The organism is Kutzneria kofuensis, assembly GCF_014203355.1.
In the GTDB taxonomy this organism is placed as follows: Bacteria; Actinomycetota; Actinomycetes; order Mycobacteriales; family Pseudonocardiaceae; genus Kutzneria; species Kutzneria kofuensis.
This window is the reverse complement of the sequence record NZ_JACHIR010000001.1, coordinates 5,815,864-5,829,557: the sequence shown is the minus strand read 5'-3', so window position 1 is coordinate 5,829,557 and position 13,694 is coordinate 5,815,864. Positions and strand designations below refer to the sequence as shown.

The following is a 13,694-nucleotide window of genomic DNA, read 5'->3' as shown; positions in this document are numbered from 1 at the left end:
CCACGACTCTCTGCCCCCGCGTCGACCTTACCGGAGAAACGGCGATCAGCCACCAAGCTCGATCGCCTTCCGCATGGCCTCCCGCGCCCGCCCCCGGTCGCCGGCCACGTCGTAGGCGTGGGCCAGCCGGAACCAGGCGCGCCAGTCCTCGGGGGACTGTTCCACCTCGACCTTGCGCTGCGCGAACCACTCGTCGGCGGCGTCCCGGTCGACCCGTCCGGACGGCCGGCGCGGCAGGCCGGAGACGTCGGGCAGGCCGCCCTCCGCCTCCAGCCGCCGGGCCAGCCGGTCGATCTTGATCCCGTTCCGCCACTGCGCCACCACGAACCAGACGCCCAGCACCGGCAGGATCAGGACGGCGGCCCCGAGCGTGATGCCGACCAGGCCGCCCGCCTCAATCAGCAGCACGGCCCGTTCGGCAAGCAGCACGAAGTAGACGACCAGCGCGGCCGTCAGGGCGATCGCCGTCCACAGTGCCTTGATTTCTGGGCCTCCTTACAGCCCGAGCAGTGAGTCCAGGCCGACGGTCAGTCCGGGCAGCGTCGGCACGGAGCGCACGGCCAGCAGCACGCCCGGCATGAACGACTTGCGGTCCATCGAGTCGTGCCGGATGGACAGCGTCTCGCCCTCGGTGCCGAACAGCACCTCCTGGTGGGCGATCAGGCCGGACAGCCGGATCGAGTGCACCCGCACGTCGTCCACCAGAGCCCCACGCGCGCCGTCCAGCTCCTGGCTGGTGGCGTCCGGGCTGGCCGGCAGGCCCGCCTCGGCCCGCGCGGCGGCGATCAGCTGCGCGGTGCGCGCGGCCGTGCCGGAGGGGGCGTCGGCCTTGCGCGGGTGGTGCAGCTCGATGACTTCCACGGACTCGTAGTACTTGGCCGCCAGCTCGGAGAACTTCATCGTCAGCACGGCGCCGATGGCGAAGTTCGGGGCGATCAGCACGCCCAGGCCGGGCGAGACGTCCAGCCAGCCGCGCAGGGTGGCCAGCCGCTCCTCGGTGAAGCCGGTCGTGCCGACCACGCAGTGGATGCCGCAGTTCACCGCGAACTCGAGATTGCCCATCACCACGTCGGGGTGGGTGAAGTCGACGACCGCCTCGGCGCCCGCGTCGGTCAGCGTCTCCAGCGCGTCGCCGGCGTCGATCGCCGCCACCAGCGACAGGTCGTCCGCGTGCTCGACGGCGTTGCACACCTCGGCGCCCATCTTGCCCTTGGCGCCGAGCACCCCGACCCGCAGCGGCTCGGCCGCGTAGTCCCTCGTCACTTGATCACCTCATGCACCTCGGCCGGCAGGTCGTCGCGGTGGTCGTACGGGCCGACCACCGAGCCCGAGACGGGGCGCCGCAGCAGCTCCTTGGCCAGCACGGCGACCTCCTCCTCGGTGACGGAGTCGATCCGCGCCAGCGTCTCCTCGACGGTCAGGTGGTCGCCGTAGTTCAGCTCGCCCTTGCCGATGCGGGACATCCGGGAGCTGGTGTCCTCCAGGCCCAGCACCAGGCCGCCGCGCAACTGCCCCTTGCCGCGGGCCACCTCGGCCGCGGACAGGCCGTTGCGGGCCACGTCGTCCAGCACGCCGCGGACCACGCCGGCGACCTCGCCGAGCTTGTCCGGGGTGCAGCCCGCGTACACGCACAGGTTGCCGGTGTCGGCGTACGCGGCCGTGGACGAGTACACCTGGTAGGCCAGGCCCCGGCGCTCCCGGACCTCCTGGAACAGCCGCGAGCTCATGCCGCCGCCCAGCGCCGCGTTGAGCACTCCCAGCACGAACCGGCGGTCGTCGTGCCGGTCCAGGCCGCGCATGCCCAGCATCAGGTGCGCCTGCTCGGTGTCGTCCGGGCACAGCACCAGCTCGCGCCGCACCGGGATGCGGGCCCGGCCGGCGCGCGGCGCGACCGGCAGCACCTCGCCCTTGAGCCGGTCGCCCAGGAGCTTGCGGGTCAGCCGCAGCACCTGCGCGTGCTCGACGTTGCCGGCCACCGCCAGCACCATGCGCGGCAGCGAGTAGCGCTTCTTGTAGAAGTTGAACAGCGCGTCGCGGCTCATCGCCCCGATGGACTGCTCGGTGCCCAGCACCGGCCGGCCCAGCGGGTGGTCACCCATCAGGGCCTCGCAGAACGCCTCGTGCAGCAGGTCCTCGGGGTCGTCGTCGCGCATGGCGATCTCTTCCAGCACGACGCTGCGCTCGGTCTCCATGTCCCGCTCGGCGCAGACCGCGTGGAACACCACGTCGCTGACCAGGTCCAGGGCCAGCGGCAGGTCCTGGTCGAGCACGTGCGCGTAGAAGCAGGTGTGCTCCTTGGAGGTGAACGCGTTCAGCTCGCCGCCGACCGCGTCGATCTCCTCGGAGATGCCCGCCGACGTGCGCCGGTCGGTGCCCTTGAACAGCAGGTGCTCCAGGTAGTGCGCGGCGCCGGCGACCGGCGGCAGCTCGTCCCGGGAGCCCACGTTGACCCAGATGCCCACCGACGCCGACCGCACGCCCGGGATCTGCTCGGTGACCACCCGCAGGCCACCCGGCAGCAGGCTGCGCCGGACCGCGCCGCCGCCGGCGGTGCGCTCCAGGGTCAGCGTGCTGCCCGGACGTTGCCGATAGCCAGGACGGCCGCGGGAAACCCCCGCGGCCGTCCTCGTGTTGCGTGCGCTCACTGGGCGGCCGGCTCCGGCTGCTCGGTGTTCGGGGCCTCCGCCGCGGCGGCCTCGTCCTCGGTCACGAGGACCAGGCTGATCTTGCCGCGGTTGTCGATGTCGGCGATCTCCACGCGGAGCTTGTCGCCGACCTTGACGACGTCCTCCACCTTGGCGATGCGCTTGCCGTTGCCCAGCTTGGAGATGTGCACCAGGCCGTCGCGGCCGGGCAGCAGCGAGACGAACGCGCCGAAGGCGGCGGTCTTGACGACCGTGCCCAGGAAGCGCTCGCCCACCTTGGGCAGCTGCGGGTTGGCGATCGCGTTGATCAGGCCGATGGCCGCCTCGGCCGACGGCCCGTCGGCCGCGCCGACGTAGATCGTGCCGTCGTCCTCGATGGAGATGTCGGCGCCGGTCTGCTCGGTGATCGAGTTGATCATCTTGCCCTTGGGGCCGATCACCTCGCCGATCTTGTCGACCGGGATGTTGATCGCGGTGACGCGCGGCGCGAACGGGGACATCTCGTCCGGTCGGTCGATGGCCTCCTCGATCACCTCGAGGATGGTCAGCCGGGCGTCGCGGGCCTGGCCCAGCGCCTGGGCCAGCACCTCGGACGGGATGCCGTCCAGCTTGGTGTCCAGCTGCAGCGCGGTCACGAACTCCTTGGTGCCGGCGACCTTGAAGTCCATGTCGCCGAACGCGTCCTCCGCGCCCAGGATGTCGGTCAGCGCGACGTAGCGGGTCTCGCCGTCGACCTCGTCGGACACCAGGCCCATGGCGATGCCGGCGACCGGGGCCTTCAGCGGCACACCGGCGTTGAGCAGCGACATGGTGGAGGCGCAGACCGAGCCCATCGAGGTGGAGCCGTTGGAGCCCAGCGCCTCGGAGACCTGGCGGATCGCGTACGGGAACTCGTCCCGCTTGGGCAGCACCGGCACCAGCGCCCGCTCGGCCAGCGCGCCGTGGCCGATCTCGCGCCGCTTGGGCGAGCCGACCCGGCCGGTCTCACCGGTGGAGAACGGCGGGAAGTTGTAGTGGTGCAGGTAGCGCTTGTGCGTCTCCGGGGACAGCGAGTCGATCTGCTGCTCCATGCGCAGCATGTTCAGCGTGGTGACGCCCAGGATCTGGGTCTCGCCGCGCTCGAACAGCGCCGAACCGTGCGCCCGCGGGATCAGCGCGACCTCGGCGGACAGCTGCCGGATGTCGGTGAGGCCACGGCCGTCGATGCGGATCTTGTCGCGCAGCACGCGCTGGCGGACCAGCTTCTTGGTCAGCGACCGGAACGCGGCGCCGATCTCCTTCTCGCGGCCCTCGAAGGCGTCGCCCTCGCCCACGCCGACCTTCTCCAGCGCCAGCGCCTTGACCTCGTCCAGCCGGCTCTCGCGCTCCTGCTTGCCGGCGATGGTCAGCGCCTGCGCCAGGTCGTCGGTCACCGCGGCGGCGACGGCCTCGAAGGCGTCCGGCTGGTAGGCCGGGTACAGCGGGAACTCGCCGGTCGGCTTGGCGGCCTTCTCGGCCAGCTCCTGCTGGGCCACGCACAGCGCGCGGATGAACGGCTTCGCGGCCTCCAGGCCGGCGGCCACGATCTGCTCGTTGGGGGCCTGAGCGCCCGCGCCGACCAGGTCGATCACGTTCTCGGTCGCCTCGGCCTCGACCATCATGATCGCCACGTCGTCGCCGACGATGCGACCGGCCACGACCATGTCGAAAACGGCCTTCTCCAGCTGCTCGTGGGTCGGGAACGCGACCCACTGGCCCTCGATCAGGGCGACGCGCACGCCGCCGATCGGGCCGGAGAACGGCAGGCCGGCGAGCTGGGTGGAGGCGGACGCGGCGTTGATCGCGACCACGTCGTACAGGTCCTGCGGGTTGAGGCTCTGCACGGTGATGACGACCTGGATCTCGTTGCGCAGGCCGTCCACGAAGGACGGGCGCAACGGGCGGTCGATCAGGCGGCAGGTGAGGATCGCGTCCGTGGAGGGACGGCCCTCGCGGCGGAAGAAGGCGCCGGGGATGCGGCCGACGGCGTACATCCGCTCCTCGACGTCCACCGTCAGCGGGAAGAAGTCGAAGTGGTCCTTCGGGTGCTTGGACGCCGTGGTGGCGCTCAGCAGCATGGTCTCGTCGTCCAGGTAGGCGACGACGCTGCCGGCGGCCTGGCGGGCCAGCCGGCCCGTCTCGAAGCGGACGACACGCTTGCCGTACGCGCCGTTGTCGATGACGGCGGTGGTCTCGTGGACCTCGAAATCGGTCATGTAGTTGGTTCTCCTCGTCACAGGGAGACGCCCGCGGTCCCTGGCGACGAGGCCGGTCTTCGATCGAAGTCCGCGGGATGCTCCCGGGGACCACTACCGAGGACCGGCGTACCCGTACTCGCCGTGCGCCGCTGCGCGTGTCCCGTTGTTCTCTTTTTTGGGGTTCTACTTGCGGAGAGGGGGAGCGACCGTCGGCCGCTCCCCCTCGCTGCTCATCGACGCAGGCCGAGCCGCTGGATCAGCGACCGGTAGCGCTCGATGTCGGTCTTGGTCAGGTAGTTCAGCAGCCGACGGCGGCGGCCGACCATCAGCAGCAGGCCACGACGGGAGTGGTGGTCGTGCTTGTGGAAACGCAGGTGCTCGGTGAGGTCGCTGATGCGCTTGCTCAGCAGCGCGATCTGGGCCTCGGGAGATCCGGTGTCCCCGTCCTTCAAGCCGTACTCGGCGAGGATGGACTTCTTCTGCTCGGTGGACAGTGCCACTTCTGTGCTCTCATTCCTGTCGCGGTCGTCCCGTGCGGCCCCCTTGAACAGGGGGTTGTCGGTACCGGCCGCCACGGACCGCAGCCGGACCCAAACACCGAGGTTAGCAGGTGTTCACGAACGGCCGCGCAGCAGCACCGCGCCGAGGGCCGAATAGCGGTACCCGCTCGGGGTCCGCTCGCTCCGCATGAGCACCAGCTCGCTCGACGTCCACCAAGGTCCTTTGTAACCCGAAAGAGCGGATACGTCGAGTGATTTGCCGTGCTGATGCCGCGCGTTCCGCGCGGGTGCCGTCGGCACGGGGAGCGCGAGGCCCCGCCGATGCTTCGCACGGTCGGCGGATTTCGGCCGCCGCCACTCGACGCACCCCACCACCCAGCCGACGCGGCGGGCGAAATACGGCAAGGGCGAGGCATCGGCTCAAAGGGGGCCGAGCCCCGCGCGGAACGCGCGGCACGAGCACAGCCTCACACCTGGGGGAACGCCGCGCGGCGCAGCAGTTCGGCCAGCCAGGGGTGGCGGTCGCGGACCGTCTCGGCGGCCTGGGTCAGGTCCTCCGGTCGGGCGACCCGGCGCAGCGCCTGCACGGCGGCGACGTCGGCGCGGCCGTCGTGCACCGGCAGCGCGTCGCGGTCCACAGTCGGCCGGGACTCCCGCACGTCGTCGAGGGCCTGCTGCATGGCCGGGCGGTCGCCGGCGGCGACGCCGGGGGTGAGGATCTTGCGTTCGAGCATGATCAACCGGGCCAGCACGGCGGGATTGCCGATCTTGGCGCGGCGGCCGCTCATCACCTGGCTCAGCATCGGCGCGCTGATCCCCAGCACGTCGGCGAGGTAGGCCTGGGAGATGTCGAACGCCACCACGAGCCGGCGGACCCGGTCCCCGAGCGGCTCGCCGTACCACTCACGTTGCAGCGCCAGGTTGCGCTGGACGATCTTGTGGTCCTCCAAGTGTCCCCCTTCCGCGTCGACATGTCCGGTTTGCATTCGCACGCGCGGCGATCGTAGCTGATCGCGCGGGGTGGAGACGGCCGTTCAGGCCAGCAGCCGCCGGGCCTCTTCGACGTCCAGATGCATCTGCTCGACCAGGGCGTCGCTGGAGTCGAACTTCAGCTGCCCGCGCAGCCGCGCCACGAAGTCCAGCGCCACCCGCTGGCCGTAGAAGTCCTCGCTGACGTCCAGCACGAACGCCTCCACCCGGCGCTCCCGCCCGGAGAACGTGGGGTTCGTGCCGACCGACACCGCCGCGTCGCGCACCGCGCCGCCCTGGATGAAGCGGCACGCGTAGACGCCGTCCGCCGGCACCGCCGCGAACTTCGGCGTGGACAGGTTGGCCGTCGGGAAGCCCAGGTCGCGGCCCCGACCGTCGCCGCGGACCACGATGCCCTCCAGCCGGTGCGGCCGGCCGAGCGCGTGCTCGGCCGCCACCACGTCGCCGGCGTCGATGCAGGCCCTGATGTACGTCGAGGAGTAGACCAGGTGGTCCTCGCTGACCAGGCTCTCGCCCTCGGCCGTGAAGCCGAAGCGGCTGCCCAGCGTGCGCAGCAGCGCCACGTCGCCGGCCGCGCCCCGGCCGAAGGTGAAGTTCTCCCCCACCACCACGGCGGCCACGTGCAGCTGCTCCACCAGCAGCTCGTGCACGAACACGTCCGCCGGCATGCGGGACAGCTCCGGGGTGAACGGCAGCACGCAGAACACGTCCACGCCCAGCTCCTCCACCAGGTCGGCGCGGCGCTTGAGCGTCGTCAGCTGGGCCGGGTGGCTGCCCGGGCGGACCACTTCGGACGGATGCGGGTCGAACGTCATCACCACGCTCGGCAGGTCCCGCTTCGCCGCCAGCTCCACCGCCCGGCTGATCAGCTCCCGGTGTCCCCGGTGCACTCCGTCGAACACGCCGATCGTCAGGACACAGCGACCCCAGCCGCTCGGAAGATGCTCAAGCCCACGCCAGCGCTGCACGGTTGTGAGCCTAGTCGACCGCCAGAACCACCAACGGCTTTGCCACACCCTCCGTGTCCACGGCCAACGCCAAGGCCCGACCGTCCGGACCGAACACCCCGTACGGGCCGTCGATGCCGGCGGCCGGCAGCTTCCGGCCGTGCGACAGCGCCGCCGCGGACGGCAGGTCGATGTCGTGGCGCGGGAACGCCGTGTTGACGGCCTCGGCGAGGTCCAGCGACAGCGCCGGCTCCTCCTCGAGCTGCTCCAGGGTGCGGGCGGTGCGCAGGTCGAACGGGCCGACCCGGGTCCGGCGCAGGGCCACCAGGTGGCCGCCGACGCCGAGCCGCCGGCCGAGGTCCCGGGCCAGCGCCCGGACGTAGGTGCCGGACGAGCACTCGACCATGACGTCCAGCTCGGTGGCCTTGTCCTCACGCCGCAGCAGGAGCAGGTCGAAGCGGCTGACGGTGACGGGCCGGGCGGCGAGCTCGACCTCTTCGCCGGCGCGCACCCGGGCGTAGGCGCGCTTGCCGTCGACCTTGACGGCGCTGACGGAGCTGGGCACCTGCTGGATGTCGCCGGTCAGCTCGGCGATGCCGGCCCGCACCTCGGCCTCGTCCACCTCGGACCCGTCGGCCTCGAAGGTGATCTCACCCTGGGCGTCGTCGGTGGTGGTGGCCGCGCCGAGCCGGATCGTCGCCAGGTAGGCCTTGGTGTCCATGGCCAGATGCCCCAGCAGCTTGGTGGCCCGCTCCACGCCGAGCACGAGCACGCCGGTCGCCATCGGGTCCAGCGTGCCGGCGTGCCCGACCTTGCGTGTGCCCAGGATCCGGCGGGCGCGGGCCACCACGTCGTGCGAGGTCAGCCCGGCGGGCTTGTCCACGACCACCAGGCCGGCGTTGGCGGTGGTGCCGGGCGTGCGCTGTCGGTTCTGCGGACGTCGGGAGCGAAGCGGTTGTGACACAGCCGAATATTCTGTCACGCCGCCGCGGGCTCGATGACGTCGTCCCAGCGCCGGCGCCGAAGTTGCACGGGAACTTCCTCGCCGCGGGCGGCGGCGTGCAGCACGACGGCGCGGGCCCGCCGCCACCAGATCGCCATCCGCCAGGTGCCCAGCGACTGCACAACCAAGATCGCCACGAAGGCGACGCGGAAGGCGTTCTGCGCACCGAGGCCGCCGGTGACGCCGAGCAGCACACCGACCGTCAGGGCGGCGATCGTCGTGGCGACGAAGCCGCCGACGTTGACCACGCCGGTCGCGGTGCCGACGATCCGGGCCGGGGTGTAGTCCTTGGCCAGCGCGAAGCCCACGGACGAGGCCGGACCGCCGACGGCGAACAGCGCGAAGGCGATCACCAGCAGCCACAACGGGATCCGGCCGGGCAGCGCCAGCAGCAACGTCCACAGCGCGCCGGAAGTGGCCAGGTAGGCGGCGGCCAGCGGCACGCGCAGCTCCGGATTGCGGCTGATCAGCGTGCCGACGACCGGGCTGAGGATCAGGCCGCCGATCACCAGCAGGCTGAGCACGGAGCCGGCGGTCTCGACGCTGAGTCCCTGCGCCTGCACCAGATACGGCACGCCCCACAGCAGGCCGAGCGTGGTCGGCGCGACCATCGTGCTGAAGTGCACCCAGAAGCCGAGCCGGGTGCCGGGGGTGCGCCAGGCGGCGGCGATGTTGCGCACGACCTCACGCGGCGTGACCCGCTCCACGACCGGCGCGGGCACACCGTGCGGGAGATCACGCAGCCGGGTCGCGGCGACGGTGGCGTAGACGGCGGTGGCGGCGCCGGCGACGAGGAACGTCATCGTCCAGCCGGCGTTGTGCAGCGCGAGAGTGAGCGGCACGGTGGCGACGAGGTTGCCGGCCGAGCCGATCATGGCCGACAGCGACATCACCACGGCGTACTTGCGGGCCGGGAAGTGCCCGCCGATCAGGCGCAGCACGCTGACCCAGGTCATGGCGTCACCGAGGCCGAGCACGCCGCGGGCGATCAGGCCCAGCGGGTAGCTGTCGGCGACGGCGAACAGGATCTGGCCGAGACCCATGAAGATCGCGGCCGCGGTGAGCAGCTTGCGCGGGCCGAACCGGTCCACCAGCAGGCCGGTCGGCACCTGCATGGCGGCGTACACGAAGACCTGCAGCACGGTGAACGTGCTGAGCGCGGCGGGGCCGACGCCGAACCGGTCGGCGGCGGCCAGTCCGGCCACACCGAGCGAGGAGCGGTGGAAGACGGCGAAGAGGTAGACGACGACGGCGGTGATCCAGACCACCCAGGCTTGACGGGTGGCGCGCGAGGCCGGCACGGCTGTCCTTCCGAGAGCAGATGAAGAGGAGATCCACACGGGGTATCGCCGCAGTACAGAGGCGTGTTAACCGCTTCAGACGTGCACTCGGTCACACGCCGGTGACGGCCCACCGCCCGGACCGCGTGCGCAGCACCACGGCGAACAGCCGCAGCACCATGAAGGTGGACAGTCCGACCCAGATCCCCAGCAGTCCCCAGTGGAACGCCAGCGACAGCCACACCAGCGGCACGAAGCCCAGGAGCGCGCTGACAACTGTTGCCGTACGCAGGAATGCCGCGTCGCCGGCGCCGAGCAGCACACCGTCCAACGCGAACACCACGCCCGCGATGGGTTGCAGCAGCACGAAAAGCCACCACGCGTGCGGGATCTCGGCCAGGACACCGGGTGCGGAGGTGAACAGTCGCGGAAGGATGTCGTACAACACGGCGAAGACCACGGACAGTGCGATTCCGAACACCAGACCGTAGCGAGTCACCTGCCACGCCAAGGATTTCGCCTCGTCGTCCCGGCCAGCGCCCAGCGCCGCGCCGACCAGCGACTGCGCGGCGATGGCCAGGGAATCCAGCACCAGCGCGAGGAAGTTCCACAGCTGCAACACGATCTGGTGCGCGCCCACGGCGTCCGTGGACGTGCGGGAGGCCACCGAGAGCGCGGAGATGAAGGACAGCTGGAACGCCAGCGTGCGGATCACCAGGTCACGACCCAGCCCCAACTGGGCGCGGATCAGGCGCGGCACCGGCTTGAGCGGCACCTTCTCCTTGACCAGGGCGTAAACGAACAGCGCCGCCGCGACCGTTTGCGCAAACACGTTGGCCACGGCCGAACCCTCCAGGCCCCAGCCGACGACGTGCACCAGGATCGGGTTCAGCACCGCGGAAAGGCCGTTGCCCAGCAGCACGTACACCAGCGGCCGCTTGGTGTCCTGCACGCCGCGCATCCAGCCGTTGCCGGCCATCGTGATCAGCACCATCGGCGCGCCGAACAGCGCGATGCGCAGCCAGCTCACGCCGGCGTCCGCGACGGGTCCCTTGCCCGCCAACAGTTGCGCGACCGGCGTGGCCAGCAACTGGCCGAGGACCAGGACGGCCAGGCCGACGCCGACCGCCAGCCACGTTGCCTGCACGCCCTCCTCGACGGCGTCCCCGCGGCGACCCGCGCCGTGCAGGCGGGCGGTGCGCGACGTCGTGCCGTACGAGAGGAACGTCAGCGCGCTGGAAACCTGGGAGAACAGCAGGCCGCCCAGGGCCAGGCCGGCCAGCGGCAGCGCGCCGAGGTGGCCCACCACCGCCGTGTCGACCAGCACGTACAGCGGCTCCGCGGCCAGCACTCCCAGCGCCGGAACCGCCAGGGCGAACACCTGCCTCGCCGAACCCGCACGCACCGTCACCCGCCTAATGTGCACCGAGCGTCCCTCGGTCCGCGAATTATGTGATGGCACTTACGGAAGCGTTGTCCCACTATGTGGCCATGCGGATGCACGCCGACGAGATCGACACCTCCCCTGCCCTGGTGCGGCGGCTGGTCGCCGCCCAGTTCCCGCAGTGGGCCGATCTGCCGATCGAACGCGTCGAATCCTCCGGCACCGACAACGCGATGTACCGCCTCGGCGAGGACCTCGCCGTCCGCCTGCCGCGCATCCCCCGCACCGTGGACTACCTGCGCCGCGAGCAGCACTGGCCGACCGTTCTCGCACCGCAACTGCCGGTCGAGGTGCCGGTCCCGGTCGCGCTCGGCGAGCCCGGCGAGGGCTTCCCGCTGCCGTGGACGGTTCTGCGCTGGATCCCCGGCCGCAACCCGGTTGTCGGTTCGTTGGACGACGCCGAGGCACTGGCCCTGGACCTGGCCGAATTCATCCAGGCGCTGCGGAAGATCGACCCCACCGGCGGCCCCGACCAGAACCGGGGCGTGCCGCTGGGCTCGCCCGGCCGCGACTCCGCCACTCGCGAGGCCATCGCCCAACTGCACGACGACATCGACACCACACGGGCCCTGTCCTTGTGGGAAAGGGCCATCACGCTGCCGGAGTGGTCCGCCGGGCCGACGTGGTCGCACGGCGATCTCTCTCCCGGCAACGTCCTCATCCGCGACGGCCGCCTGTCCGCCGTGATCGACTTCGGTGGCGCCGGCGTCGGCGATCCGACCGTCGACCTGGTCGTGGCCTGGAACCTGCTGCCCGCCGACGCCCGCGACGTCTTCCGCCGCGCCCTCGACGTCGACGACGACACCTGGTTCCGTGGCGCGGCCTGGGCATTGTCCATCGCGTTGATCCAGCTGCCCTACTACCGCGACACCAACCCCGGGCTGGTCGCCAACTCCCGGCACGTGATCAACGAGGTGCTCGGGTGAGCTTCCAGGCGTGGCAACCGATCCCGGGAGGTGCGGGAATGACCTCATCGCCAGTCGAACCCCTTACCACGCAACGGCTTTCCCTGCACCGCGTGACCATGGACGACCTGGACGACTTCCTCGCCCTGCACGCCGTGGAGAGCAAGCCGCGGTCGGTCGAGGTCATCACCAAGCTGTTGCAAGACTTCTGCGCCGTCTGGGACGCCGGGGAGCATGGGTACTGGAGGATCGTGCTCGGCGACCGGACCGCCGGATACGGCGGGGTGAAGCCGAAAACGTGGCGCGGCCGGAAGGTGTGGAACCTGTACTACCGGATCTGGCCGGAGCTGCAAGGGAAAGGCGTCGCCACGGAGATGGCGCGGAAGGCCATCTCCGTGGCGACGCAGCTGCACCCGGACTGGCCGGTGCTGGTGGAGACCCGGCCGGACAACGTGCCGTCGATCAGGCTGGCCGAAAGCGTCGGGATGACGAGGCATCCCGACGCCGACGGGTGGGCGGTGTTCCTCCTCGAGAACTAGCGGCCCTCAAGGGATTTGACGTTGTTGCCGAAGGTCCAGTTCTTCGAACCGTCCCAGTTGAGCGACCACGTCATCAGGCCCTTCAACCCGCTGATGCTGCGGTACGCCTGCGACACCAGGCTCGTCGACATGTAGCCGCCGCCGGCGCCGGCCTGCGCGGGCAGCCCGGGAACCTGCTTGTCGTAAGGAACCTTGATGGTGGTCCCCTGCACGACAAGACCCTGGTTCAGGCACTGGGTCTGCACGGTGAAGCCCTGCACGGTCCCGGCCTGGTACGAATCGCCCTTGCAGCCGTACATGCTGCCGTTGTAGTACTGCATGTTCAGCCACCACAGCCGGCCGTTGTCGGCGTACTTCTTGATGATCGGCAGGTACGCGCCCCAGATCGAGCCGTACGTGATGGAGCCGCCGGTGACGTAGGCGGTCTCCGGCGCCATGGTGAGGCCGAAGTTGGACGGCATCTTGGCCAGGATGCCGTCGATGATCCGGATCAGGTTGGACTGCGACGCGGACAGCGACTTGATGTTGCCGGTGTCGGTCAGGCCGGTCTCGATGTCGATGTCGATGCCGTCGAAGTTGTAGGTCTTGAGGATCGGCACGATCGTGTTGACGAACTTGTCGGCGACGGTCGACGAGCTGAGGTCGATGCCGGCGGCCGCGCCGCCGATGGACAGCAGGATCGTCGCGCCGGCGGCCTTGGCGGCGCACATCTCCGCGGGCGTCGCGACCTTCACGCCGGCGTCCATGCCGTCCTGCCACAGCGCCGTGCCGTCCGAGCGGATCACCGGGAAGGCGGCGTTGATCACGTTGTAGCCGTGCTGCGCGATCCGGCTGTCGGTGATCGGTATCCAGCCCATGCCCGGGTGCACCCCGTTGGCCGCGCCGTCCCAGTTCTCCCAGTACCCCTGGAGAACCTTGCCGGCGGGCCTTGACTTGACGGCGCAGGTGTCCGCTTGCGGCTCGGCCGGGACAGAAGTCGATGCGCTCGCCTGAGCGGACGCCAGACCGAGCACCGGAACGGTTAGCGCGGCGGCAAGGACTGCCGTCAGGGTCCGCGATATCCGACCGAACATGGCCAGCTCCCATCGTCGAAGGACGGCGGCGGCCGGACTCCCGACGATACCGGGAACCCCGGGAGTGGTCTAGACCAGATTCGGACAAACACCGGAACGCCAGATGCGCTTCCCATGTGGCATCCGGTGCCGCGCAGGAAGCGCATGTGGCG

General features: G+C 70.7%; 13 protein-coding genes. 2 read left to right on the top strand and 11 right to left on the bottom strand.

Annotated features, from left to right (window positions below; genetic code table 11):
• Nucleotides 1–45 precede the first annotated feature (45 nt).
• The 10 genes from BJ998_RS27055 to BJ998_RS27010 form a co-directional block, all read right to left on the bottom strand.
• Nucleotides 46–483, bottom strand: coding sequence for a tetratricopeptide repeat protein (locus BJ998_RS27055; protein ID WP_184868961.1), 438 nt, complete (start codon nucleotides 481–483; stop codon nucleotides 46–48).
• Nucleotides 484–495: 12 nt separating this feature from the next.
• Nucleotides 496–1,263, bottom strand: coding sequence for a 4-hydroxy-tetrahydrodipicolinate reductase (gene dapB, locus BJ998_RS27050; protein WP_312890347.1), 768 nt, complete (start codon nucleotides 1,261–1,263; stop codon nucleotides 496–498).
• Nucleotides 1,260–2,567 carry a M16 family metallopeptidase gene (locus BJ998_RS27045; protein WP_221339201.1) on the bottom strand — a complete coding sequence of 436 codons (1,308 nt, stop codon included), beginning with the start codon at nucleotides 2,565–2,567 and terminating at the stop codon, nucleotides 1,260–1,262. Before BJ998_RS27045 ends, dapB begins: the two co-directional genes overlap by 4 nt.
• A 74-nt stretch (nucleotides 2,568–2,641) precedes the next feature.
• Nucleotides 2,642–4,879: a polyribonucleotide nucleotidyltransferase gene (locus tag BJ998_RS27040; protein ID WP_184866082.1), complete on the bottom strand. Its 2,238-nt coding sequence runs from the start codon at nucleotides 4,877–4,879 to the stop codon at nucleotides 2,642–2,644.
• A 212-nt stretch (nucleotides 4,880–5,091) separates the two neighbouring features.
• Complete coding sequence (rpsO, locus tag BJ998_RS27035) at nucleotides 5,092–5,361, bottom strand: 30S ribosomal protein S15 (RefSeq protein ID WP_184866081.1); 270 nt, start codon at nucleotides 5,359–5,361, stop codon at nucleotides 5,092–5,094.
• Between the two features lie 467 nt (nucleotides 5,362–5,828).
• A complete protein-coding gene (locus tag BJ998_RS27030; RefSeq protein WP_184866078.1) occupies nucleotides 5,829–6,311 on the bottom strand; it encodes a helix-turn-helix domain-containing protein in 483 nt (160 codons plus the stop codon).
• Between the two features lie 84 nt (nucleotides 6,312–6,395).
• Nucleotides 6,396–7,319: a bifunctional riboflavin kinase/FAD synthetase gene (locus tag BJ998_RS27025; RefSeq protein ID WP_184866076.1), complete on the bottom strand. Its 924-nt coding sequence runs from the start codon at nucleotides 7,317–7,319 to the stop codon at nucleotides 6,396–6,398.
• 10 nt (nucleotides 7,320–7,329) lie between these two features.
• Complete coding sequence (gene truB, locus BJ998_RS27020) at nucleotides 7,330–8,190, bottom strand: tRNA pseudouridine(55) synthase TruB (RefSeq protein WP_246489568.1); 861 nt, start codon at nucleotides 8,188–8,190, stop codon at nucleotides 7,330–7,332.
• Nucleotides 8,191–8,276: 86 nt separating this feature from the next.
• Nucleotides 8,277–9,602 (bottom strand): MFS transporter, encoded by a 1,326-nt coding sequence (locus BJ998_RS27015; protein WP_184866072.1) that lies wholly within the window; start codon nucleotides 9,600–9,602, stop codon nucleotides 8,277–8,279.
• A gap of 91 nt (nucleotides 9,603–9,693) precedes the next feature.
• Entirely contained in the window at nucleotides 9,694–10,992 is a 1,299-nt protein-coding gene (locus tag BJ998_RS27010) for an MATE family efflux transporter (protein ID WP_312890346.1), read from the bottom strand.
• 80 nt (nucleotides 10,993–11,072) lie between these two features.
• On the opposite strand from BJ998_RS27010, the gene BJ998_RS27005 reads away from it, so the two are divergent.
• Nucleotides 11,073–11,951, top strand: coding sequence for an aminoglycoside phosphotransferase family protein (locus BJ998_RS27005; protein WP_246488662.1), 879 nt, complete (start codon nucleotides 11,073–11,075; stop codon nucleotides 11,949–11,951).
• A gap of 38 nt (nucleotides 11,952–11,989) precedes the next feature.
• Nucleotides 11,990–12,469: a GNAT family N-acetyltransferase gene (locus tag BJ998_RS27000; protein WP_184866068.1), complete on the top strand. Its 480-nt coding sequence runs from the start codon at nucleotides 11,990–11,992 to the stop codon at nucleotides 12,467–12,469.
• Here BJ998_RS27000 and BJ998_RS26995 read toward each other — a convergent pair.
• The gene (locus BJ998_RS26995; RefSeq protein ID WP_184866066.1) at nucleotides 12,466–13,542 is read right to left on the bottom strand and encodes a chitinase; all 1,077 of its coding nucleotides are present in this window, start codon (nucleotides 13,540–13,542) and stop codon (nucleotides 12,466–12,468) included. The genes BJ998_RS27000 and BJ998_RS26995 overlap by 4 nt on opposite strands.
• Nucleotides 13,543–13,694: the final 152 nt, after the last annotated feature.

Bases quoted from the DNA above. Each gene is read 5' to 3' on its own strand.
- BJ998_RS27040 (WP_184866082.1), bottom strand. From the start codon at position 4,879: ATGACCGATTTCGAGGTCCACGAGACCACCGCCGTCATCGACAACGGC.
- BJ998_RS27005 (WP_246488662.1), top strand. From the start codon at position 11,073: ATGCGGATGCACGCCGACGAGATCGACACCTCCCCTGCCCTGGTGCGG.
- BJ998_RS27000 (WP_184866068.1), top strand. From the start codon at position 11,990: ATGACCTCATCGCCAGTCGAACCCCTTACCACGCAACGGCTTTCCCTG.
- BJ998_RS26995 (WP_184866066.1), bottom strand. From the start codon at position 13,542: ATGTTCGGTCGGATATCGCGGACCCTGACGGCAGTCCTTGCCGCCGCG.